19 protein-coding genes are annotated in these 22,957 nt (G+C 69.0%); 9 read left to right on the top strand and 10 right to left on the bottom strand.

The window, feature by feature from the left end; all coding sequences use genetic code 11:
- Positions 1–297: 297 nt before the first annotated feature.
- Together BCD49_RS31145 and BCD49_RS31140 are read right to left on the bottom strand one after the other, a co-directional pair.
- A complete protein-coding gene (locus BCD49_RS31145; protein ID WP_071042215.1) occupies positions 298–1,497 on the bottom strand; it encodes a cytochrome P450 in 1,200 nt (399 codons plus the stop codon).
- Between the two features lie 10 nt (positions 1,498–1,507).
- Positions 1,508–2,110 (bottom strand): TetR/AcrR family transcriptional regulator, encoded by a 603-nt coding sequence (locus BCD49_RS31140; protein ID WP_007510354.1) that lies wholly within the window; start codon positions 2,108–2,110, stop codon positions 1,508–1,510.
- Positions 2,111–2,160: 50 nt separating this feature from the next.
- Here BCD49_RS31140 and BCD49_RS31135 point away from each other — a divergent pair, with 50 nt between their 5' ends.
- The 3 genes from BCD49_RS31135 (at position 2,161) to BCD49_RS31125 (ending at position 4,279) form a co-directional block, all read left to right on the top strand.
- On the top strand, positions 2,161–2,910 hold the full coding sequence (locus BCD49_RS31135) for an SDR family NAD(P)-dependent oxidoreductase (RefSeq protein ID WP_007510355.1): 750 nt from the start codon (positions 2,161–2,163) through the stop codon (positions 2,908–2,910).
- A 176-nt stretch (positions 2,911–3,086) separates the two neighbouring features.
- Positions 3,087–3,281, top strand: a complete 195-nt coding sequence (locus BCD49_RS31130) for a ferredoxin (protein WP_007510356.1) — start codon at positions 3,087–3,089, stop codon at positions 3,279–3,281.
- 206 nt (positions 3,282–3,487) lie between these two features.
- Positions 3,488–4,279, top strand: coding sequence for an SDR family NAD(P)-dependent oxidoreductase (locus BCD49_RS31125; protein WP_027140785.1), 792 nt, complete (start codon positions 3,488–3,490; stop codon positions 4,277–4,279).
- Positions 4,280–4,616: 337 nt separating this feature from the next.
- Here BCD49_RS31125 and BCD49_RS31120 read toward each other — a convergent pair whose 3' ends face one another.
- Positions 4,617–5,810 (bottom strand): cytochrome P450, encoded by a 1,194-nt coding sequence (locus BCD49_RS31120; protein ID WP_007510358.1) that lies wholly within the window; start codon positions 5,808–5,810, stop codon positions 4,617–4,619.
- Positions 5,811–5,948: 138 nt separating this feature from the next.
- Between BCD49_RS31120 and BCD49_RS31115 the strand changes: the two genes are divergently transcribed.
- The 5 genes from BCD49_RS31115 (at position 5,949) to BCD49_RS31095 (ending at position 12,310) form a co-directional block, all read left to right on the top strand.
- Positions 5,949–6,545 carry a TetR/AcrR family transcriptional regulator gene (locus BCD49_RS31115; RefSeq protein WP_007510359.1) on the top strand — a complete coding sequence of 199 codons (597 nt, stop codon included), beginning with the start codon at positions 5,949–5,951 and terminating at the stop codon, positions 6,543–6,545.
- Positions 6,546–6,857: 312 nt separating this feature from the next.
- The gene (locus BCD49_RS31110) at positions 6,858–7,469 is read left to right on the top strand and encodes a TetR/AcrR family transcriptional regulator C-terminal domain-containing protein (protein ID WP_007510360.1); all 612 of its coding nucleotides are present in this window, start codon (positions 6,858–6,860) and stop codon (positions 7,467–7,469) included.
- 412 nt (positions 7,470–7,881) lie between these two features.
- On the top strand, positions 7,882–8,475 hold the full coding sequence (locus BCD49_RS45390) for a VOC family protein (protein WP_241832433.1): 594 nt from the start codon (positions 7,882–7,884) through the stop codon (positions 8,473–8,475).
- A gap of 137 nt (positions 8,476–8,612) precedes the next feature.
- Positions 8,613–9,902 (top strand): amidohydrolase family protein, encoded by a 1,290-nt coding sequence (locus BCD49_RS31100; RefSeq protein ID WP_007510363.1) that lies wholly within the window; start codon positions 8,613–8,615, stop codon positions 9,900–9,902.
- 311 nt (positions 9,903–10,213) lie between these two features.
- Entirely contained in the window at positions 10,214–12,310 is a 2,097-nt protein-coding gene (locus BCD49_RS31095) for a TolB family protein (RefSeq protein WP_241832432.1), read from the top strand.
- A 720-nt stretch (positions 12,311–13,030) separates the two neighbouring features.
- Here BCD49_RS31095 and BCD49_RS31090 read toward each other — a convergent pair.
- The 3 genes from BCD49_RS31090 to BCD49_RS31080 form a co-directional block, all read right to left on the bottom strand.
- Positions 13,031–14,257: an acyl-CoA dehydrogenase family protein gene (locus BCD49_RS31090; RefSeq protein ID WP_007510365.1), complete on the bottom strand. Its 1,227-nt coding sequence runs from the start codon at positions 14,255–14,257 to the stop codon at positions 13,031–13,033.
- 81 nt (positions 14,258–14,338) lie between these two features.
- Positions 14,339–15,499 carry an acyl-CoA dehydrogenase family protein gene (locus tag BCD49_RS31085; protein WP_071042212.1) on the bottom strand — a complete coding sequence of 387 codons (1,161 nt, stop codon included), beginning with the start codon at positions 15,497–15,499 and terminating at the stop codon, positions 14,339–14,341.
- Positions 15,500–15,725: 226 nt separating this feature from the next.
- Complete coding sequence (locus BCD49_RS31080; protein ID WP_027140783.1) at positions 15,726–16,748, bottom strand: aldo/keto reductase; 1,023 nt, start codon at positions 16,746–16,748, stop codon at positions 15,726–15,728.
- Between the two features lie 283 nt (positions 16,749–17,031).
- On the opposite strand from BCD49_RS31080, the gene BCD49_RS31075 reads away from it, so the two are divergent.
- Positions 17,032–18,774 (top strand): alpha/beta hydrolase, encoded by a 1,743-nt coding sequence (locus BCD49_RS31075; protein ID WP_335341727.1) that lies wholly within the window; start codon positions 17,032–17,034, stop codon positions 18,772–18,774.
- Positions 18,775–18,972: 198 nt separating this feature from the next.
- Here the strand turns inward: BCD49_RS31075 and BCD49_RS31070 are convergent, their stop codons facing one another.
- The 4 genes from BCD49_RS31070 to BCD49_RS31055 all read right to left on the bottom strand — a co-directional run bounded on the left by BCD49_RS31070 (position 18,973) and on the right by BCD49_RS31055 (position 22,676).
- Positions 18,973–19,407, bottom strand: a complete 435-nt coding sequence (locus BCD49_RS31070) for an ester cyclase (RefSeq protein ID WP_007510372.1) — start codon at positions 19,405–19,407, stop codon at positions 18,973–18,975.
- A 112-nt stretch (positions 19,408–19,519) separates the two neighbouring features.
- The gene (locus BCD49_RS31065) at positions 19,520–20,137 is read right to left on the bottom strand and encodes a superoxide dismutase family protein (protein WP_007510373.1); all 618 of its coding nucleotides are present in this window, start codon (positions 20,135–20,137) and stop codon (positions 19,520–19,522) included.
- A gap of 113 nt (positions 20,138–20,250) precedes the next feature.
- On the bottom strand, positions 20,251–21,573 hold the full coding sequence (locus tag BCD49_RS31060; protein WP_083401799.1) for an ABC transporter substrate-binding protein: 1,323 nt from the start codon (positions 21,571–21,573) through the stop codon (positions 20,251–20,253).
- Positions 21,574–21,611: 38 nt separating this feature from the next.
- A complete protein-coding gene (locus tag BCD49_RS31055) occupies positions 21,612–22,676 on the bottom strand; it encodes an NAD(P)H-dependent amine dehydrogenase family protein (RefSeq protein WP_007512225.1) in 1,065 nt (354 codons plus the stop codon).
- Between the last annotated feature and the right edge of the window lie 281 nt (positions 22,677–22,957).

Raw genomic sequence — 22,957 nt, 5'->3', positions numbered from 1 at the left:
TCCACTGGCACCGGGCGGCGACACGCGTCTTCCAACGTCGCGTCGCACAGGTCGCGACAAAACCCTCCACTATGTGAGCGATCGCTCAACCAGCGGACGGGGCATCGACGGCGCACAGGCCGGCCAGGGTTCGGGGCCAGAACAGCAGGAGGTCATTTCCCCCACCGATGCCGCCGACGTCACAGCGATGCGGCGACCACGTCGAGACACATGGTGCTGTCGCGCGCTGGCGATGCCGAGTCCGCCAACGCCAGCGGCGACGTCCGCTAACTGTCCTTCACCCGTGGCGAGGCGGATCTACTTCCGCAGGACGATGGGAAGCTTCTCCCAGCCACGTACTGTCGAGGTACTCGCAAGCTTGGCGTCGTTCCATTCGACGTCCCATCCCTTCGGGAAGCGCTTCGCCAGTTCTTCGAGGACGATGCGTCCCTCCATGCGGGCGAGGTTCGCGCCGAGGCAGTAGTGCAGGCCGTAGCCGAAGCTGCGTTGCGCCGTGATGTCGCGGTGGATGTCGAGGTCGTCGGGGTTGGCGAACTTGGACTCGTCACGGCCGGCGGAGCCGACGATGAACAGCGCGGTGCTTCCTTCGGGGATGGTCTGGCCGTGGAACTCCACGTCCTTCGTGACGTACCGCCCCACCGCCTGGCCGACGGGCTCCAGGCGCAGGATCTCCTCCACCGCCCTGGCCGACAGCGACGGGTCGGCGACGACCTCCTGGTACTGCGCCTGGTTGTTCTCCTCGCCGAAGATCTTCCCGATCCACCCCATGAGCTGGCCAGTGGTCTCGTTTCCCGCTCCCGCGATGACAGCGCAGTAGACCAGGATCTCCTCGCGGGTGAGTTTGCGGGTGGTGCCGTCGTGGTCCTCGAACTCGACGTTGAGCAGCTTGGTCATGATGTCGTCGGAGGGGTTGGCGATGCGCCAGTCGATGTAGCTCTCGAAGATGTCGGTGGCGATCTGTGAGGCCTCGGCGTCTATCTTGCCGCCCTCCTCGGTCTTGAGGTTGGCGACGGTCCGGTCCCGGACCGACTGCTGCATCTGTTCGGGGATGCCGACGAGCATCCCGATGACGCGCATCGGCACCTTGTCGGAGAGGATGTCGATGACATCGAAGCTCTCGCCGTCGCGCACCGGGTCGAGCTGGCGGGCGACGTAGTCGCGGATCTTCGGCTCCAGCGCCCTGATGYCGCCCGGGGAGAACAGGCGGGAGACCAGGCGGCGGTGGATGTCGTGGCTCGGCGGGTCCTCGAAGATCACGCTGCCCGGCGGCATCTCGATGCCGGACTTGATGAACTCGTAGATGTTGCCGCGGGCGTTRCTGAAGTGCTCGATGTCCGGGAGGCCGCGGTCCACGTCGTCCCACCGGGCGAAGGCGTAGAAGTCGTGCTCTTCGTTGTAGTAGACCGGGGCCTCGGCGCGCATGCGCTTGTAGATGGGGTACGGGTCCACCCAGATGTCGTGGCGGAACGGGTCCCAGTAGAGGTCGGTGGCGGTCATGCGTCGTCTCTCATTCCTTTACTGGGGTGGTGTTGGCGGCGAGCCAGTTCTCGATCCAGGTGCGGGTTTCGTCGTGTCCGTCGGTGAAACCGAGCAGGCGATCGTTCGCTTCTAGCTGCGCCAGGCCGGTGGTGAGCAGGAGAACGACCATCGGTGGTATGTGGTCGGATGCGATCGACTCGCGGTCGAGGGCCGCCCGCGCGAAGTCGAGCTGCGCAGTGCGGAAACGTCGCGCGTAGGCCGCGATCTCCAGCCGCAGCGCGGGGTGACGCTGGGCGAGAGCCGCGAACTCGACCATGAGTTTGCTGGCGCCGGCGTCAGAGTGGATCTTCCAGAACCTGCGGAGCGAGGCCTCACCCTTCGCGATCTCGGCGAGACGCGCGAGGTTCTCCTCGGCGCCGCGCCGGAAGGCCTCGATGAAGAGGTCCTCCATCGAGGCGAAGTAGTAGTGGACGAGCTGGTACTTCACACCGGCGACCTCTCCGATACGCCGCGTCGTGATGTTGCCATAGCCCTCTCGGGCCAGGAGCTGGATCGTCGCGTCGACGATCCTCGCGCGCGTCTCGGGCGCTCGGGAACCCCGCGAACGAACCTCTTGCTCTGGCCCACCCATGGCAGTACTTTTACACCCGTCAAAACTTCGTGTCTAGTAGGGAGCAATGCATGGGTCGCGTCGCAGTCGTCACGGGTGCTGCCGAGGGCATCGGTTCCGGGATCGCCACGCGGCTGGCGAACGACGGCCACCAGGTCGCGATGCTCGACTGGCAGGGAGACAAGGTCGAGAAGCTCGCCGCCGAGCTCGCCGCCGCCGGTGGCACCGTTCTGCCGCTCACCGTCGACGTCTCCGACCGCGCCTCGATCGAGACCGCCTACGCGACGGTGCGCGAGACGTTCGGGCCGATCCACATCGTCGTCGCGAACGCCGGCATCTCGAACATGGTCCCGTTCGTGCAGCTCGACCAGGAGACCTGGGACCGGATGATCGCGGTGAACCTCACCGGCGTCTTCCACACGATCCAGGCCGCCGTCGGAGACATGATCGAGGCCACATACGGCCGGATCGTCACCATCTCGTCGTCCAGCGCGCAGTCGGGCGCGCCGGCGATGGCGCACTACGTCTCCAGCAAGGGCGGCGTCATCGGCCTGACCAAGGCGCTGGCCCGCGAGCTCGCCGAGCACCGCATCACCGTCAACACGATCCCGCCGACGGTCGTCGACACCCCGATGGCCCACCACGAGGCAGGCCAGGCCGGCGGCGCGGAGCAGTTCCTCGAAGCGGTCAGCGCGATGGTGCCGCTCGGCCGGGCCGGCACGCCCGCCGACATCGGCAACGCCGTGTCGTTCCTCGTCTCCGACGACGCGGCCTACATCACCGGCCAGATCATCGGCGTCAACGGCGGCATGTACATCTGACGTGGGGCGGTAACGCGCGGGGTGTTGGCGATACCCGCACGAATGTCGCTGGGTCACCCCGGACGCCTTTCCGGGGTGCGGATCTTCTTCATGATCTTGACGCTTTCATGTCGTTGGTCGCCGCGACGGCGAAGGGCGTCGGCCTGATGTCGCGAGTCGTATCGATGGAGGTCGCTATGCGGGTGGTCATCGACCCCGTGCTCTGCGAGAGCAACGCCCTGTGTGTGGGCCTCGCGCCCTCGGTATTCGAGCTTGACGAGGACGACACACTCGCCGTGCTCGACGAGCGCCCAGAAGAGGATCTGCGGGCCGATGTGCAGGCAGCTGCGGCGGCCTGCCCAAAGAGAGCGATCACCGTCGTCGACGGGTAACCGTGCCGACGGCCAGCGGAGGCTGTCGGCCCACCTCGTGGCGTCTCCTCTGATTTCCCTCCCGCGTATCCGATCTTCCGGCGGCCGCGGGGCTAGGCGACAGGCAGAAGAAATGGTGGTCAGCTCGCGACCCTGCCGCGCGCTCGCGCACCGGCCGCAGGAGATGCGCGATGAGCTCGGCGATCGCACTCGTGGGAAGGAAGTCCATGGAGCTCGTGGGTAAGGCCGCAGTGGTCGCCGGAGGCGCGGGTGGTCTCGGAGGAGCGACGGTGCGGCGCCTGGCCGCGCTGGGAGTCGGTGTCGTCGTGCTCGATCCCGATGCAGACCGCGCGGCGGCACTCGGCGCCGAACTAGGTCCCACGGTCATGGCGGTGACCGGCGACAGCAACGACGACGAGGCCGTGGCCGCCGCGATCTCGGCGGCGCAGGCTCTCGGCGTCTTCTCCATCGCCGTCAGCGCGACGGGTGTCGTCATCCCCAGCCCACGACTCGTCGCAAGTGACGGGTCGGTCATGTCAACAGAGGTGCTGCGCGCGAATCTCGACCTGCACGTGTGTGGCCCGTTCAACCTCACCCGGCTCGCGGCATCGGCGTTCAGCGCCAACGCGCCGGACGAGGACGGGCAGCGTGGAGTCGTCGTGCAGACGGCGTCGATCAGTGCGTTCGACGCCCAGGCGACCATGGTTCCCTACGCCGCGGCCAAGGGGGCGATCGTCGCGATGCTGCTGCCCATGGCGCGCGACCTCGCCGCGATCGGCGTCCGGGTATGCGCTATCGCGCCCGGCGCGTTCGCCACACCACGACTGTCGAACCCCGTGGTCCAGGAGCTGCTCGTACGCGACGTCCTGTTCCCGAAACGGCTGGGCAGGCCTGAGGAATACGCCCTGCTCGCGGAGGCAATCATCCGCAATCCCTACCTCAACGGGGAGGTCATTCGGCTCGACGGCGCAGCACGCCTCTCCGCCGAGATGACCCCCAGCCAGCCACCGAAGCGCTGATCCCGCCCATGGTTTCTTCCGCGGTTCGACGGCGGGACCCACGCACGCTGGCTGGTGCCGCCGTCGAACCGCGGGCGGTGACGCCCACCCGCAGTGGCGACGAGCCCGACGGCCAGTGCTAACGACCGGAGCGGAGACACGCTCGCGCGGAGCGGTCAAGGTCCAGCCGCCAGCGTCGGCACCGGAACGGAACGCGGTGAGGCCTACCCGGCGGCGAGCGCATCGATGCAAATGGCCAGCTCACCGACGGCGAACGCCAATCTGAGTGGCGATGGCGGGCGCGTACGGCATCGTCGACGACGCGCGAGCCATCAGTCGGTGAGGGAGCGAGCCGACCTCAGGCGACGCTGAGGGGAAGGGTTTCCCAGCCGCGCATGGTCGAGGTCGACGACAGTGCGGTGTTGTCCCAGTCGATGTCCCAGGTCGGAAACCGGGTGAGGAACTCGTCGAGCGCGATCCGACCTTCGATCCTGGCCAGCGCGGCGCCCAGGCAGTAGTGGGTCCCGATTCCGAAGGTGATGTGCTGGTCGATCTTGCGGCGGATGTCGTAGGTCTCGCCGTCGTCCCATCGCTTCTCGTCGCGGTTCGCCGAGGCGACGAGCAGCATCATCGCGCTGCCGGCCGGGACCGTTTGGCCGTGCAGTTCGACGTCTCGGGTGACGTAGCGCGCGATGGCATGACCTGTTGGCTCGAAGCGCAGCGTCTCCTCGACGGTGTTCGGGATCAACTCACGGTGCGCGAGAAGATCGGCACGCTGGTCGGGGTAGCGGGCGAGCAGCGCGACGAGCCAGCCGATCAGGCGTGCGGTAGTCTCATTGCCCGCGCCTGCCAACACGGTCACGTAGGTGAGGATCTCCTCGCGGGTGAGTGTGCGCGTGATGCCCCGCTCGTCCTCGAACTCGGCGTTCATGAGTTCGGTCATCAGGTCGTCGGAGGGATGCTCGGCGCGCCAGTCGATGTAGTTCGCGAACAGATCGGTGTCCATGAGGGCGCTGCTGGAGACCTTCATCTGCTGGCCGGGTTCGGTCCGCAGCTTCGCGTCGGCCCGTTCCCGGACCGTGAGCTGGTCGTCCTCGGGGATGCCGAGCAGCATCCCGATGACGCGCATCGGGACCTCGTTGGCGAACGCGGCCATGAGATCGAACCGGTCGACCCCATCGAGGCGGTCGAGGCAGCGGACGCAGTACTCCCGGATCGCGGCCTCCAGCGACAGCACCCGACGGGGGGTGAACACCCGCGCGAGCAGGCGCCGGTGGATGTCGTGGATCGGCGGGTCCTCCATGAGCAGCGTGCCCGGTGGGATCTCGATGTTCGCCTTGATGAGCTCAAGGATCGGACCCCTCGACGAGGAGTAGGTTGCCCAGTCGACCAGCCCGCTGTTGATGTCGTCCCAACGGCTGAGGACCCAGAAATCGTGGCGCCCGTTGTACCAGAGCGGAGCCTCGGTCCGCAGCCGCCGGTAGATCGGGTACGGATCGCGCGCTAACTCACCGTCGAACGGGTCCCAGTACACCGGCCTCGTGTTGCTCACTCCGACACCTCCGGGCTCGACTCTCCACCACGTCTACTTTGAGCGGTCATTCAAACTTCGCGGGGACACGCTGTCAAGACGCTCGACTGTCCGGCAGGATGGGACGACTTGATCGAAGGAGGAGCTGGGAGGAGTTGGATGGCCGAGCCCCGTCGCCGGCGCGCGGCGACCGAAGAGAAGGTGAACCGCGTGCTCAACGCGGCGGAGGAGATCATGCTCCTGGAGGGCTACGCCGCCGTCACCTCACGCAACGTCGCCGAGCGGATAGGCCTGAAGGCACCGCTGCTGCACTACTACTTTGCGACGATGGACGACTTGTTCGTCGCGCTGCTGCGCAGGCGTTCCGAGCGCGTTGTCGAACGCATGGAGGCGGCGCTGGCCTCACCGCGACCCCTGCAAGCCTGGTGGGACCTCGCCTCCGACCCCCGTGGCACCGCACTGTTCATCGAGTTCCTCGCCGCGGCGAACCACCGGCCGGCGCTGAAGGCATCGATGGGCGAGGTCGCACGCGAGGTACGGCGCCTGCAGATGGCGGTCCTCGACAAGATTCTCCCCGAGTACGATCTCGACCCGCTTGACTACCCGCCTGCCCTGATCGCCGCGACCGTGCAGGGTCTGGCCCTCGGCCTCGTCGCCGACGAGGTTGCCGGCTACGAGACCGCGCACAAGCAGGCCCGCGCCGCGATGAGCCGCCTGGTCACGCGCCTTGAACAGCAACGGGCCCGCCGCCTCTGACGCCAGGATCGGCAGCCCGAAAGTTTGAACATCTGCTCAAATATTGAGACGGCGCCCGACACAGATGCTGCTCACCAGCCGTGCAGACGGCGCCAGGGTAGGCGCGGCCTGGTGGCTGTCGCCCTACCGGGGGTCGATCCTTGCTCGGCCGCGGCGGCAGGGCATGCGGCGCCAGCGACGCGTGGCGGCATCCATCGTCGGCGCTGGGAGCGTGGCTGCCCTGCAGTTCCGGTCCCGGCGGGTGGGTACCGTCGGGTGGTGGAGCGTCGTGGTCGCGGGCGTGTGCCGACCTTCAGCCGCGAGGAGCTGATCGTGGCGGCCCGGCGGCTCGGTCCCGATGCCGTGAACCCGGCCGCGCTCGCGGCCGAGCTGGGTGTTGCCCGGACAAGCATCTACTGGCATGTCCGCGACCGCGGCGACATCGGCGAGCTCGTCCTCGGCGCGATCATCGATGAGGGCGAATCGGCGCGGTGGTCTCCGCAGCCAGATGGCAGCTGGAACGCGGTGATGGAGTCCTACGCCCGCGCGACGCGTGCTGGGCTCATGGCGGCCGGGGGGTGGATCCGGTTCGCGACGCCTCGGCTCGTGCTTGGGCGGGTGCAGTTGCGTGCCATGGACGGTCTGGTCGGGCGGCTTCGCGCCTGCGGCTTCTCGATCGATGACGCGACCCGTGCCTATGCGTTCCTCTTCCAGGTCGTCCTGGCGAGCATCGGGTCCGGTGACGCGCCGGTGACGGGGATGCACCGGGCGCTCATGACCGAGCTTGAGGCGGTCGAGGTCGACGATCTCATGACGCTTCGTGAGGTGGTTGCGGCGGCTGCCAAGACCTCACCGGACGCGCAGTTCGAGTACGACCTCGACTGTGCGCTGCGTGGGATCGCGGACCGGAGCGGAGTGCGGCTCGGCGCCTTGCCAACGGGCTGAGACAGCGCTCCGGTCCGTCGGGCCGCCACCGGAGCGACGGAGCGGCGTCACCCTCGCCGGCCGGGCAGGCGCCCGGAGCGCACGATCATCTTCGCCGCTTGATCGACGACGCCGAGGTCCGAGTAGCGGCGACACCTCTTCACTCGACAGATGTCGAGAATTCTGGTTTCCTCTCACTGTCGCGGTCGGAGTCAGCTGCCTGGTCCGAGGAGGGGCAGGCTGAACGGTCAACGTTCGGGCCGGTGATGACCGTGGTGCGCGCGGCCTTCCGTCACGGGCCGCCTCGGCGAGCCAGGCGGGTCCACGGCGGAGACAGCCGAGCAGCGAGCCGCCTCGGAACGGGCTGGGCGATAGATAGCCAGGCCGAGTCGCGCGGGGATAGCCGGGCCATTCGTGGCTCCATGGCAGAGAGATGCGCCAGATGATCTGGTGTCCGAGAGAATTGAGAGACCTTTTCATGCGCCGACGCGCGCTCCTGCTTGTTGCGCCTCTGGTGCTGGCGGCCGGGTGCGGTTCGACCGGCAGCCATTCCGCCGCTGCTCCCAGCGCCCGACTCGAAACTAGCTCGACGCCGGCCGCCGCTGCGACCACCTTCTCCATCGAGAGTATTCCGTCGGCGACGGCCTCGGCTTCGAAGGATCCGGCCGCGCCGAACGGGACCATACTCATGATCAAACTACACGTCGGCAGTCTCGACGCCGGCGAGAAGTTCTACGGCGCGGTCTTCGGCGCGAAACTCGCTCTCAAGGTCCAGGGCAACGTGGGCGTCGTGACGTTTCCCAACGGTGGCCCCGGATTGATCCTGCTCCCAGGACAGTCCGACGACAAGAAGGCAGGAGCCTTCGTAATCCAGGTTCCGAACCTGACCGCGGCACAGGCGCGGGCGGTCGCGAACGGCGCCACGGTGCAGGGCGAGTTCACCGGAACCCCGAACAACCAGACCGGGCGATCCATCGACCTTCTCGACCCATGKGGAAACCAGGTAGAGATCTTGCAGCTCGGTTGATCGCGATGCCCGGGAGCGCCGCCTGGTCGCGGGTCCTTGCCGGCGATCTTGCCAAACCACCCGAGTAGCGAGTCCCGTTTGAATGACCGGCATCGTGGTCCGCGTTGGCGCCGGCCCGATCAACAAGAGGTGACCTCATGGCCTTACCGACCGACCCAGTCATCGTGGTCTCGAACGACACCCACATCGGGCCGCGGCTGATCGACGACCTGCGCGCCTACTGCCCGGCCAGATATCTCGACGACTTCGACCGCTTCGCCGCGAGCGAGCGCCAGAACAAGGAGGCCGCGGCGGCGATGCTCGCCGGCAGCGGCTATCTCGATCACCCGAACTTCCGTACTGCCGGGCACCACGACTCGGCCGCGCGTCTCGCCGACTACGACCACGACGGCATCGCTGCCGGGGTGATCTTCCACGGTTCCATGAACCTGGAACCGATCCCGTTCATCTCCTCGCCGCTGGGCAAGCCCAGGCCCGACGGAGACCGGGAGCTCATCGGCGTCGGGCAGCGGATCTACAATCGATGGCTCGCCGACTTCGTCTCGCGCGCGCCGCATCGCCACATCGGCCTCGCCTACCTGCCGATGTGGGACATCGACGCCGCCGTCACGGAGGTGGCCTGGGCTCGGGACGCCGGTCTGCGGGGGGTGAACTTCCCGGCGATGCGCGACGGCGAACTGCCGGAGTACAACCGACGTCTCTGGGAACCACTGTGGTCGGTCTGCGAAGAACTCGGGATGCCGCTGGTCACCCACGTCGGCGGCGGCATGACCGCCCGCTACACCGGACTCGAATCCGTCGCGCTGATCCAGCTGGAGTCGGCCGGATTTCTCTCCCAGCGGGCGGTCTGGTGGCTGATCTTCGCCGGTGTGTTCGAGCGCCACCCGGGCCTCAAGCTCGTGATTACCGAGACACCTGGTAGCTGGCTTCCCGCGAAGGCGATCGAACTTGACGCGCTGCACGCCTTCTACGACTCGAAGCGCAACGAGCCGCTCAACCAGGCACTGCTCGAACAGGTGCCCCGACGGCCCAGCGAGTACCTAGCCACCAACGTATTCGTCGGCGCGAGCTTCGCGTCCCCCTACGAGGTCGAGCAGGTGGTCAGTCACGGGCTGCAGTCGCAGCTGCTGTGGGGATCCGACTACCCCCACCTCGAAGGCACCTTCGTCTATCCCGACGGCCAGGACACGCCGTCGGTCACCCGCCTCGCGCTGCGCAACACCTTCAACGCCGTAGCGCCGGCGGACACCCGCCGGATGGTCGGTGAGAACGCGATCGGCGTCTACGGCCTCGACCGCACCGCCCTCCAGGCCATCGCGAGCGACATCAGCGCTCCCAGCGCCGAACAGCTCGCCACACCGATCGACGCCGTTCCGGCGGCGGCCAGCATCACCGCCTTCCGTACTGGAGCCGGCGGCTGGAGCTGACCCGCGGAGGCCAAAGCTGGTCGTAAACGACTGGCCCTTCTCGCGGCCAGTAGGACTTTGTCATGTCTCGCGCGACGCGCCACCGTTGGCATTGGATGATCAATCGCCCCGAGCGGCGACCCGCGTGGATGCCGAACTTCGATGCCACGGGGGATTTCTAGAAAGCTCCATCGTCGTTAAGGGACGATGCGGAACCGGTCCCGTTCGGTCGACCACAGGTCCCATGTTGGCCGAGGGCCTCTGGTGCTGACGATGCCTCGGAATTCCGGCGCCCTGAATGTGGCGAGATTTCCTACGAGGTGAGCGCGGCTATGACCATCGCTCCACAGGAAGAAGAGGACAGAATGCCTTTACGCTCGACGAGTTCTCGTGGCGCCCCACGGGTAGCGCACACCTTCCGTAAAGGGGTCCCGGCCAGGCTCCGACTGCCGCGGGAGGCTGCCCGGAGGCGATGGTCGGTCGTCGGATTGGTCGTGGCGCTGGTGGTCGCGGTGGTGGCGTGCTCGTCGGCGGGCTCGCCCGRCGGTGCCGAGACGTCTCCCGCGCCGGCGACCGGGGTCAACGCGCTTCCCGAGGTGAAGGACAATCCGCCTGCTCCCAAGCCGGAGCCGATCTCGGTCAGCGAACTGCCGTTGCCCCCGGTCACAGCGAACATCGCGCCGGGCGGCTGCACCACGGCGATCAACCCGCGTGGCACGGGCTGCATCGGCCAGTCAGTCGGTCTGCAGTCGGGTGGCTACCTGCCGGACGGGCGCACCGTCTCCGCGACGGTCAGCTTCGCCGGGGCGCCAGCGGCCCCCGACCCTACGAGCATCTACTCGGGCTCGCAGATCATCATCGTGAAGACCGACGGCAGCACCTTCCCCAACGGTGACGCGTGGAAATGCGTGACCTGCGGTCTCCCGGTCGGAAACCAGATCGGCCGCAACGAAGCCCTCGACTATCCGCAGCCGTTCAACGACGGCAAACGAATCCTGGCCGGCACAAACATCATCGACTGCGGGTCCGCCAAGATCGCCGAACCTGGTTGCACGCCAGACCAGGTTCACATGTATCCGATCCGGTTCAACGACACGGCCGACGGGTCCGGCAAGGGCGGGAACATTCGTGAGCTGCGGCTGAACCCGGACGATGTCCATCTCGGTTTCAACAGCTTCACCTTCTCCAACGACGCGATCGGACAGTTTGGTTACCTCGGCCGGCTGACATTCAACCCGAATCCCACGACCGGCACCCCGCTGGCGCCCCGCTACGACATCACGTCGGTCACCCGGCTGTTCGACACCGCGGCGGACAGGCAGAACGTCTACGTCGACCCAGCCCACCTCGACCAGCTGAAGATCAACCCGAAGGCCGTCTCCGTCGGTGAGCTGCGCGGCTTCAGCAAGGACGGCAAAGAGGTCGCCTACATCGGCTACCCGGAAGAGTCATCCAACATCGACGTCTTCGCGGCCGACCTGACCACCGGCAAGGTGCGCCGACTGACCGCCAACCCTGAGTACACCGACCCGATGGACCTGTCGCCGGACGGCAACTGGACAGTCGCCATGGACACAAGAGGCTCCGACCGCCAGGAGTTCGTCGCCGGCATGCGCGGCGTCCCACCGATCACAGACCTGGTCACTCCCGGCGCAATCTCCTCAATCCGCAACAACGGGCCGCGACGGTTCTTCCAGCCGATCCTGATCGACCGGTACGGAGACCGTGGCACCTACCAGGGGCAGCAGATCAACGCCGCCGGCGACGGCAGTCCTGGCGCGATCAACGACCCGAACTGGAACGGGATGGCCGACCCGCGCTGGTCACCGGACGGCACCGCCGTCGTCTACTGGCAGGCACTCGCGGTCGCACCTGCCTGCGGCGGCGCGAACCCGCTGAAGTGCGAGACCTCCACCGAACTTGGTGGCCGTACCGCGCGGATGATGATCGCCAGGTTCACCAGCCGCAAGCCGCAACCAGCGCGTACCGTCGCCCCGATCTCCGACACCGTCCCCTGGGGCACCCCATACGTGCCCGGCAGCCCGATCCCGACACGGCCCTACCCGCCCGCAGGCTCGTACACGCTCGCCGGGGCGAAGACCGGATCGGCCGCGATCACGATCACCGAGAATGCGGCCAAGACCGCCATCGACACCGTCGCCGTCCGCTACACCAACTTCTCCGACGACGGCCTGCGCACCCTCAACGGCACCGAGAAGGTCACCGCCGCGGCGCCGAGCATCACCGTCTCCAAACTCGACTGGTATTCCGATCTCACCCAGACCGGAATCACCCTAAGCACGAAGAAGACCAGCCCGGACGGCTTCCACCTCACCATCGACCTGATGGTCAACGACTTCCAGGCTACCGGAACGATGATCACCATCGTCGACGGACACGTCTACCACCAGCCAGAGAACAGCATGTAGCCGAACGGCGGAGCGCGTCTTCGCGCACATGAGGACAGGTTTGGCCGACACGGAGAAGAACACCGTCCGTGTCGGCCAAACGCCGTCCGGCCCCTACAGGCGGAATGTGCTTCGCCCCTCGAAACCGAGGGGCAGGGACGAGGGGTACTCCGGGGCGGTAGGCCGTAGCCAGTGATCAACGTCGGCCTATTGTCAGACCCGCTTTAATGGCGGCGGCGTCGTCGAAGCGAATCGGTGACCACCCGTAATCGGCGATCTACGGTTTTCGCCGAGCGCTGCCGCCATCATCGCTCGATCCCTGCTGGCCGAGGGCGGCGTCTCGCCGCGCGCCATCGCTGCAACAATGACGCAGCCCGTCGCGATGGGCTTGCGCGGGCTGCTCGCCCGCCCGCTGGCGGCGGCGTGTTGCGTCGACCGGATGTCCGCGCCTGCATACCGATCCAAGCCGCGCGCCGCGACGGAACCGTGTCGCTGTCAACAGCCAACCACCGGTCCATCGACGACGAGAGCGCCCGCCATCGATCTTGAATCAGCGCTGGTCAGCGCCTCGCGAACGTAACGTCACCGGTACGAAGATCGGCAATTCTGGCGTGAAAACCGCCAATATCCAGGTCAGGCGGTGTGCGACACCCACCCAAGGCTCGGTTGGTGGGCCGGGTGGGGCTCGAACCTTCGACCGGAGAGTGATGAGCGGTGAGCCGGTCGGGTCWGCCGGCAGGCTCAGCGGGGGAGGCCGAGCCCGCGTTCGGCGATCGCGTTGCGCTGGATCTCGTCCGTGCCGCCGCCGAGGCGCAGGCCGGGGGCGAACAGCAGCCGCTCGATCCAGGGCGCGGAGACCGGGTCGTCGACGACCGTCGCCGCCATCCCGAGGATGGTGGTGGCCGCGTCGGCGCTGAGCCGGGCGTGCTCGGAGTAGAGCAGCTTCGTCGTCGGCCCGGCGGCGGGGACGGGATGGCCGGCCGCGATCCTGGCCCGCAGCAGGTCCAGGGTCCGCTCCCGGATGACCGCCTGGGCCAGCAGGTCCCGCACGCCGGGGTCGTCGGCGTGGCCGAGGTGCCTGGCTAGCGCGACGAGCTGGGTGGCGGAGCGGGCGCTGGTGCCGCCGCCGATCGCGGCCCGCTCGCTGGCGAGCATCGTGCGCAGCACGGCCCACCCGTCGCCCAGGCCGCCGATGAGTCCCCCCTCGGGGACGACCGCGTCGTCGAGGAAGACCTCGTTGAAGTGGTAGGCGCCGGACATCTGGCGCAGCGGGCGGATGTCGACGCCGGGCTGGGTCATGTCGAGCGCGAAGCAGGACAGGCCGGCGCGGCCCTCCTCCCTGCTGCCCGTGCGGGCGACGAGCAGGGCGTACTCGCTGCAGCCGGCATTGGAGGTCCACACCTTCTGGCCGGTGACGGTCCAGCCGCCGCCGTCCCGGGGCGTCGCCCTCGTCTGGACGCTGGCGAGGTCGGAGCCGGCGCCCGGCTCGGACAGCAGCTGGCACCAGCTGTGCTCGCCGCGCAGGATCGGCGGGAGGTAGGTGACGCGCTGCTCGTGGGTTCCGTGGGCGAACAGCACCGCGGGGACCATCTCGAGCCCGACGGCGAACATCTTCGTCGACACGCCCCACCGGGCCTGCTCCTCGGCGACGGCCTCGTCCTGCCAGGCCGGTGCGCCGTGGCCGCCGCACTCGGCCGGCCAGGACCGGCCGGCCAGTCCCGCGTCGAACAGCCTGAGCTGCCAGCCACGGGTCACGTCGATCGCGTGCTGCTCCTGCTCGCGGTATTCCTCGGCCGTGCGCGCGCTGACGACGTGGACGGCGGAGAAGTCCTCCCGTGATCCCTTGCGCGGCGCGTTGGCGGTGAACCAGGCGCGGACCCGGCCCTGGAACTCGGCGAGCGTTTCGGCAGGCGCCTCGGCGGGCGCTTCAGCCGCGCCCTCGGGAGCCGGTGCGGATGGGGTCGGCATCAGGTGTTCGCCTCCACGCGCGTTCTTGGCGGGGATGCCCGGGTCACCCGGGCCATTCGGGCTGTTCGGCGTCACCTGGCGTCACTCGGCCCGTTCGGCGAGGACGTGCCGAGCGAGGCGCTGCCGGTGGTCGGCGGCGTTGCCGAAGAGCTGGCGCGAGCTGTGCGCCCGCTTCAGGTAGAGGTGCGCCGGGTGCTCCCAGGTGAACCCGATGCCGCCGTGCACCTGGATGTTCTCGGTGGCCGCCGTGACGAACGCGTCCCCGCAGCACGCCTTCGCCAGGCTCGCCGCCAGCGGCAGGTCGGACGGGCTCTCGGCCGCCGCCCACAGGGCGTAGCAGGCGGCCGAACGCGCCGACTCCACGTCGAGGTGCAGGTTCGCGAGCTTGTGCTTGACGGCCTGGAACGAGCCGATCGGCCGGCCGAACTGCACCCTGGTCTTCGCGTAGCCGACGGCCATGTCGAGCACCCGCGCCGCGCCGCCGACCTGCTCGGCGGCGACGGCGACCGCGGCCAGGTCGAGCACGTGCGCAAGCACCGGCCAGGCCGCGCCCTCGCCGCCGAGCAGCCGGGCCCGCGCGGCGGTGAAGGTGACGTCGGCCTGCCGGCGGGTCTGGTCGAGCGTGGCCCGAGGCTGCCGGCGCACGCCCGGGTCGTCGCCGTCGACGGCGAACACGCTGATCCCGGCACCGGCACCGGCACCGGCACCGGCACCGGTGCCGGTGCGGGCGGCGACGAGAAGCAGCGCCGCGGTGTGCCCGTCGAGCACGTGCGTCTTCGTCCCGGTGACCGTCCAGCCGTGCGCGTCGCGGGCGGCCGTGGTGGTGATGGTGTCGGGGTCGCCGCCGGCGTCGGCGGCCTCGGACAGGGCGAGCGTGGCGACCGTCGTCCCGGCGGCGATGCCGGGGAGGTAGTCGGCGCGGGCCTGCTCGTCGTCCAGGGCGAGCAGCGTCGAGGCGGCCAGCACGACGGTCGAGAGCAGGGGTGCGCACAGCAGCGAACGCCCGGCCTCCTCGAGCACGATCCCGAGCTCGACGAGCCCGCATCCGGCGCCGCCGTACTCCTCCGGCAGCGTCAGGCCGGCGATGCCGAGCTCTCCGGCCAGCTGCCGCCAGCTGTCGGGGTCATAGCCGTCAGCCGTCTCCATGAGCCGACGGACCTCGGACTCCGGCGAGGTCTTGTCGAGGAAGTCACGCACGGTCCGGCGCAGCTCGGTCTGCTCCTGGGTGACAGCGAGGTCCACGTGGTCTTCTTCCTCCGAAGGCGACGCCAGCACCGGCGCTCCGACCGCTCGGCGCCCGCGGTCACGGCCGTGAACCCGCCGCGGCCAGGCTCAGGGTCCTGCCGGCACGTCCCGCCGACGGCGTCGCCGGCCGGACGTGCTCACGATAGACGGACGGAACCTTCGATGTCGACATCGACTTCGAGATACCGGGACATCCCGCGATATGCCGCGACCGGGCGTGGCGTCAGCGGCGGCGCAGCGCCGGCTTGGTGAGCGACAGCGGGATCCACCCGGCGTCCTGCGGGTTGAGGTTGACACCCGGCGGGACGATCTCGTCGATCCGGTCCAGGGTCGCCTCGTCCAGGGTGACGTCGGCACCGGTGAGCTGGCTTTCCAAGTGTTCCATGGTGCGCGGGCCGATGATCGCCGACGTCACCGCCGGGTGACGCAGCACGAACGCCAGGGCCAGCTCGATCAGCGTGATGCCCGCCTCGGCGGCGAGGTCCCCGAACGCGATCGCCGCGTCGACCTTGCGCTGGTTCTCCGGCACGGACAGGTCGAACCGGTGGGGTATGCGGGCCATCCGGGTGCTGGTGACCTCGCCGCCGTCGCGGGTGTGGCGCCCGGACAGGTAGCCGCCGGCGAGTGGGCTCCACGGCAGCACCCCGAGGCCGTACTTCTGGGCCACCGGCAGCAGGTCGGCCTCGATGCCCCGGACGAGCAGCGAGTACGGCGGCTGCTCGGTGACGAACCGCTCGCGGCCGCGGCGCTCGGCCGCCCACTGTGCCTCGACCACCTCGTGCGCCGGGAACGTCGAGCTGCCGAAGTAGCGGATCTTGCCGGCCCGGACGAGGTCGGTGAGCGCGCCGAGCGTCTCGTCGATGTCGGCCGACGGGTCGGGCCGGTGCACCTGGTAGAGGTCGATCCAGTCGGTACCGAGGCGGCGCAGGCTGTTCTCCACCTCGGCCACGATCCAGCGGCGGGACAGCCCACGCTGGTTGGGGCCGGGCCCCATCGGCATGTACAGCTTGGTGGCGAGCACGATGTCGTCGCGGCGGCCGGCGAGCGCCCTGCCGACGATTTCCTCGGACTCACCGGCGGAGTAGACGTCCGCCGTGTCGATGAAGTTGACGCCGGCGTCCAGCGCCCGGTGAATGATCTTTATTGAGTCGTCGTGGTCCGGGTTGCCCCAGGCTCCGAACATCATCGCACCCAGGCAGAGCGGGGAGACCCGCACGCCGGTGCGGCCGAGTACGCGGTAGTCCATGTGCCCCAAGCATGTGCGGACGGCCCCCCGGACGCAATGGGACCGCCGCCGGTGGGGCATGCACCCGCCGAACTGGCCCTGTGGCCAGACGGCGAGCACGAGTCTCGCAATCGGGTTTCCCGGCATGCCGAGGAACGGCAGAAGTATCTGACTAAAAGGCCGCGGTCTGGGTGTGGGTCGCCTGGCGTGGGTGGCTCCCGCCGTCGCTGGTTCCCGACGGTTACCGCTTCCCGCCKGGTGGGGACTGAGCCGATGACGGTTACGGAGAGTGACCGTGCTGGCGATGGGCGTGCGGATTTTCATTCCAGATCCGGCACCATCCGGCCGAAGGCGAGGTTTCATGAACCAGTCTTGGCGGCTCGAGCGCGGCGATCCGGGCAGGGCGGCCCGCCGAACGGCGCGAACCGGTCCAGTCCGGGGCCGCCTTACCGGCACCTTGGCGTTGCTTTCGCTGTCGGTGGCCGGCCTTGCCGCCCCGGCGCAGCCGGCGGTCGCGGTGTCACCGACGTTGGTCGGAGTGGGCCGGCTCTCGCCGTGGACCGCGTGTGGCGATGGGGCGCAGTGCGCGACGCTGCCTGTCCCACTGGACTATGYGCGGCCCGCCGCCGGAACGATCACTCTGGCGGTGACCCGCCGCCCGGCGCGAGACACCGCTCGGCGCATCGGCTCGCTCGTTTTTCTGGCGGGCGGGCCGGGGCAGTCCGGAGTGGACGTCATGAAATCGTCTTCGGAATGGTTTGACCCCCCTGTGCGCGATCGGTTCGACATCGTCGGCTTCGACCAGCGAGGCGTCGGTGGTAGCAGGCCGGCCGTCAGCTGCTCGTCCGACCAGGAGAACGCCACCACCCAGTCCTCTGACGCCAAGGGGGCACCGGTGCGCCCGTCCGTCTCTGGTTCCCGGGCGGACGGGGAAGGCCACTCGTCCTTGGACTCCACCGACCCGCTGGCCGATTTCCGATACGCGGCCAAGCTCGCCAGCGAGACCGCGCAGCAGTGCAAGGAGTACACCCCGACGCTGCTGCCCTACCTGTCCACCGAGGCGGCTGCCCGGGACGTCGACCTGCTGCGCGCCGCGCTGGGCGACAAGAAGCTGACCGCCTTTGGCAGCTCGTACGGCACCCAGCTCGGCGCCACCTACGCCGCCCTGTTCCCCACTCACATCCGCGCACTGGTCCTCGACGCGGTCGTCGACGCGGCACTGTCGATCAACCAACCGCTGGAAAGGCTGCGGGTGCACACCGAGGGATTCGAGGCGGCGCTCGACGCCTTCCTCGCCGACTGCGCGCACGACCCCGCGTGCCATTTCGGCGGCGGCGACCCGGCTGGCGCCTACGATCGCCTGATGGCACGGCTCGAGCGCCGCCCGATCCGAGCCGAAGGAAAGGACGTCGACAAGTCGCAGCCGATCACCGCGGACATTGCTCGTTGGGGCGTCATCGAGGCGCTGTACAGCCAGCAGAACTGGAAAATACTGGCGCAGGCGTTGCAGCAGGCCGACGAGGACAACAACGGCGCGATGCTGCTGTCACTGGCCAGTGAGGGCGACGACCTGAGCGTCTACCTGGGCGACGACCTGAGCTCGGGCCGGCGCCCTGGCGAGAGCTCCGACAACTCCAATGACGCCTACATCGCCATTCGCTGCGCCGACGGGACCTACCCGACCGACCTCGCGGCCTACCAGCGTTTCGCCGACCGGCTCCGCCGTGAGGCCCCGCGCCTCGGCCCGACAATGGCGTATGGCGAGATGGCCTGTGCCCGCTGGCCGGTTCACTCGGCCTCTCGTTACACCGGGCCGTTTCGTGCCCAGGGCGCCCCACCCATCCTGCTCGTCGGCACGATCGGTGACCCGGCGACCCCGTACTCGGAGGCACGGTCCCTCGCCAGCCAGATGGCCAGCGCCGTCCTGCTGACCTGGYGCTCCTACACCCACGGCGCGTACACCGGACCGAGCAGCTGCATCTATACCGCCGTCGACCACTACCTTCTCGACCTCGTCCCGCCCAGGCCTGGCACGGTCTGCTCCTAGGAGCGGGCTGCGCCAGAGGCTGGTCACGGGCGCGGGTCGGTGATGCCTGCGCAGGGGTGGGGCGGGGCCCGACGGGCCTACCTCACCCGTCCGTGCGTGCAGCCTGGTCGAGGCGGGGCTGTGCGGAGAAGGTCCGCGTCCGTGACGCCGCCGCGGCCTGGGGACTCCGAGGGTGACATCCTGGCGCCGGGGTGGACGTCAGCCGACGGCACTCGCCAGGGCGACGGCGCCGAGCTGGGTCAGCAGCCCGAGCTCCTCGCTCACCACCCAGACATCGCTGACGAGACCGTCGGTGACGGTGAGGATGTCGGTCGTTCGGACCTCGATCGGCAGGCCGGTCGGCGCCACGATGCCCAGCGGTGTGGGGTAGGGGCCGGTGTGCCGTCCACGCAGGTAGAAACCGATGACGATCTTTCCGGGTGCCTCGACCCGGTCGACGAGCTCGTGGGCCAGGCCTTCGAAGGCGCCCTGCAGGGCCCGGGCCCGGACGACGAGATCGACGGCCGTGGTCTTCGCCCCGTTGATCGTCACCGGGTCGGTGTACAGCTGGCGGAAGGCTGCTTCCGCCGCGTCGTCGTCGGTTGGCAAGGGCTGGGACCACAGCCGCATCAGGTTGCTGATCAAGTTGGTCATACGGGCAGTTTGACGGACCGCGGTCGCGCCGGCAGTCGCCGACGCGACCGCGGTCCGGACAACGTCAACCGACAACGTCAACCGACGACGTGACCCGGCCCGGCAGCTCCGGTCAGACGTTCACGCAGGCCAGGCGGGCGCCGGCCGTGCCCGCGTGGCCCGGTTCGGTGGACGTGTGCTCCGCGTGGATCACGATCGACTTGTGCGGCCGGGCGCCGAACGTCCAGCCGACGTTCGACTCCACGTGGGCCGACCCGGCCGCGTCCGTGGTGAAGTCCAGCCAGATCTCGTTCTGTGGGTTGGCGTAATCGGGGTTCACCGACGGCTGCGTGGGGTCGACCCGGTTCTGGTAGTGCGAGCCGGCCGCCTCCGGGTTCTCACCGCACGCGTTCATGTGCACGTGCGCGCCGAAGTGCTGGTTCGGGGGCAGCCCGCGGACCGCGAGCAGGGTCAGGGTCTGGCCGTTGGCCTGCACCGACACGACGGCGACGTCCGAGCCGACCGGGACGCGCGCTGGATCGTAGGTGATGGCCCTGGTGTCCGGGCTGTACTTCGTGAACTCGGCGAGCACCACGGTGGGCGGGGCGGACAGGGCGGGCAGCGACGACGGGGAGGCCGTCGCGCCCGAGGCGGAGGCCGTGGGGGACATCGAGGTCTGCGCGGCGGCGGCCGGCGGGCTCGTCGAGGAGCCGCAGGCGGCGAGCGCCAGCGGGACGAGTCCGATGATCATTCCGGTCGCGGCGCGTGAGCATCTGGTACGGCGCATGGAGCGACTGTGTGTCAGCGACGTCCAAACGTAAAGTAGGCGCTCGGACACGTCGCGTGTAGACCCCACATCGGGGGCTACTGCTCCAGTCGGTGGCCGCACCACCGGTTGGGGGTGGCGGGGTCGGCGTTCGGGTCGGGGACAGGGTCGTAGCCGGTGCCAGTCGCGTTGACCCGCATGAAGGTGTAGCAGAGGGCCATCTGGCCGAAGTCCTTGGTCATGTCGACGGGACCGGGCAGCAGGCCATCGGCGTCGTACTTGGTGGCGCGCAGGGCGTCGATGAACTGGGCGCGGGTCGGGCAGTCGCCGGCCTTCTCCAGCCCGGTGAGGAACAGGTCGGTGATGATGTAGGTGACGAAGGCGAGCTCCTGGTCCGGAGGCCGCAACTCGGGGGCGTACTCGGCCATCGCGTCCAGGTAGACCTGGTGGGCCTGGCCACCGACCTCGGCGGGGGCGTAGGTGACCGCCGCGGTCAGGCCGCTGAGCGTCTGGCCGTACTGGTCGATCAGCGCCTTGTCGTAGCCGCTGGGCGCGAGGACGACCTTCACCGGCGCGCCGGCCTCCCGGATGCCGCGCATGACATCGGCCAGGTTGCTGCCGGCCAGGACGGCGATCACCACGTCGGCCCCGGCCTGCTTCAGCTGCTGGCCCAGTTGCGCGAGGTTGGTGACGCTGGGGTTGTAGACGAAGCGGCCGGGCACGGTCGGGATGCCCGCGGCCGCCAGGCTGACGCTCATCCGCGACCCGATGTCACCTCCGGTCGAGGTGACGTCGCTCTGGATCACGGCCGCCCGGGTACCGCCCTGGGTCTTCGCGTAGTCGCCGAAGGTGGAGACGGACGGGCCGTTGGTGAACAGGTACGTGTAGGCGAACATGTTGCGGTAGCGAGGGTCCGCCCAGAAGGACTCGGCGGCTATCCCCGCCACCGGGATGCCGTGCTCGCGTAGGTAGTCCGCCCCGCCGGAGGCGCTCACGGACGCCTCGACGAGCCCGAAGACCTTCTGCCTCTCGACGAGATCGCGCGCGGCCTCCAGGTTCTGGCCGCTCTCGCTCGCGTCGTCGCGCCAGGAATAGACCAGCTTGCGGCCGTGTATCCCGCCGGCTGCGTTCGCCTGCCCGATCCGCGCGATGAAGCCGCTCATGGACGCGGCGAGCGGGGCGGCGACCGCGCCGCTGTCGGGGTAGACGAAGCCCAGCCGGATCTCGTCGTCGGTATATCCGGGCGTGCCGCAGGCCGCGCGGGCGCCGCCGCTGGCACCGCCGCCGGGCGCCGCACACCCGGCGGCCAGCGCCGTGACCACCGCGGCGGCGGCCAGGGCCGCGCGCCGCGGGTGGCCAGGACGTCGCCGTCGCCGGGGGCTGGGCAACTCGCCTGAACTGTCCGGATCGCTTTCGCTCATCGCCGTCCCGCCGCCTCGATTCGCCGGTGTCGCTCGTGTCAGCGCTTCGCCCGCAGCCGTGAGGTTACCGCCGGCAGATCGGCGTAGGTGACGATGCCCGGCGGGGCGGCCACGACGGCGGGGATCGCGTTGACGACCGGCATGGCTGTGATCATCGAGCCCATCGCGGACGCGTCCTCGAGGGTGAACGTGCTGATGTCCGCGGGCAGGACGTCGACGCGCAGGTTGATCTGCGGTGTGCCGCGCACCTCGATGAGGTAGGCCATCGCGATGTCCCACGCCGGGTCGAGATCGCCCGCGACCGTCCAGCGCACCTGGGCCTCGACGAGGTCGATGCCGGCCTCGGCTCCGATCCAGCGGACGTCGATACCGGCGACGGTGCCGTGTTTCACGGCCCGGCCCGGGACGTCGGCGTCGCTGGTGGCATGGGCGAACTGGACCTCGCAGCGGATGTCGTCGAGCGCCAGGCCGAGGTGGGCGGCGATCGACTCGACGGCGTCGCCGAAGACGGCGGTCGCCTTCTCGATGTCCTCGGCATGGCCGGGATCGCCCGCCGGGCGGCCCCAGCCGAGCTCGTCCTGGTTCGCGTCCGCGGCCCAGAGCCCGATGTTGAACGACTCGGTGACCCGGACGTAGTTGACCTCCCGGCACGGTCCCGAGGCCACCGTGGCGATGTACTCGGCGAAGCCGGGATTGATGCCGCTGCCGAAGAGGCTCGCGTTGCCGGCGAGGGCGGCCTCCTGCAGCGCGGCGCGCGTCTCGAGGCCGTAGGCGCGGCCGGTGATGAAGCCCGCGGTCGAGACGACGTTGACACCCGCGCGCAGCAGGCGGGTCAGATGATCGACATCGGGATGCAGCGGCATGTAGACGACACAGTCAGGCTTTAAGGCGATGACGGCGTCGATGTCATCGGTGGCGGCCACACCAAGGGTGCGCCCGAGTTCGGTGAGGTCACCGACATCCTGGCCGACCTTCTCCTTGCTGAAGGCGTACGCACCGACGAGTTCGAGGTCCGGGCGTTCGACGATCGCCTTGACGGCCTCCCGGGCCACTTTCCCCGTCGTCCATTGCACGATCCGCAGGGGACGTCCGGCCAGCGTCATGAATCTTCTCCTCTGCCGCGGGGGACGGCGTTGATACTCGGTTTAGAACGTCTGACCGCCGCGCTGTTGACGCTGAGGTTCGACCATCACGGCCTCGGCCAACTCCATCTTGTGCGGTCGCCCAATTTTGCTCGCCCGGTGTCTAGCACATGCCCACTGGTTCGGCAAGCCCGCCCTTTGCGAACCGCGATCGCGTTCCCGTCGGGTCAAGCGGAAGCGACAATGGCCGCGGTGGGCGGGAGTCATAGGGACTTCGGTGGCGCCGGCCGTATCGCCGGCTG

Origin of the sequence: Pseudofrankia sp. EUN1h (genome assembly GCF_001854645.1) — a bacterium.
Lineage (GTDB): Bacteria > Actinomycetota > Actinomycetes > Frankiales > Frankiaceae > Pseudofrankia > Pseudofrankia saprophytica.
Note: the sequence above shows the minus strand (reverse complement) of the source record. Positions and strands in the feature narration are given on the sequence as shown.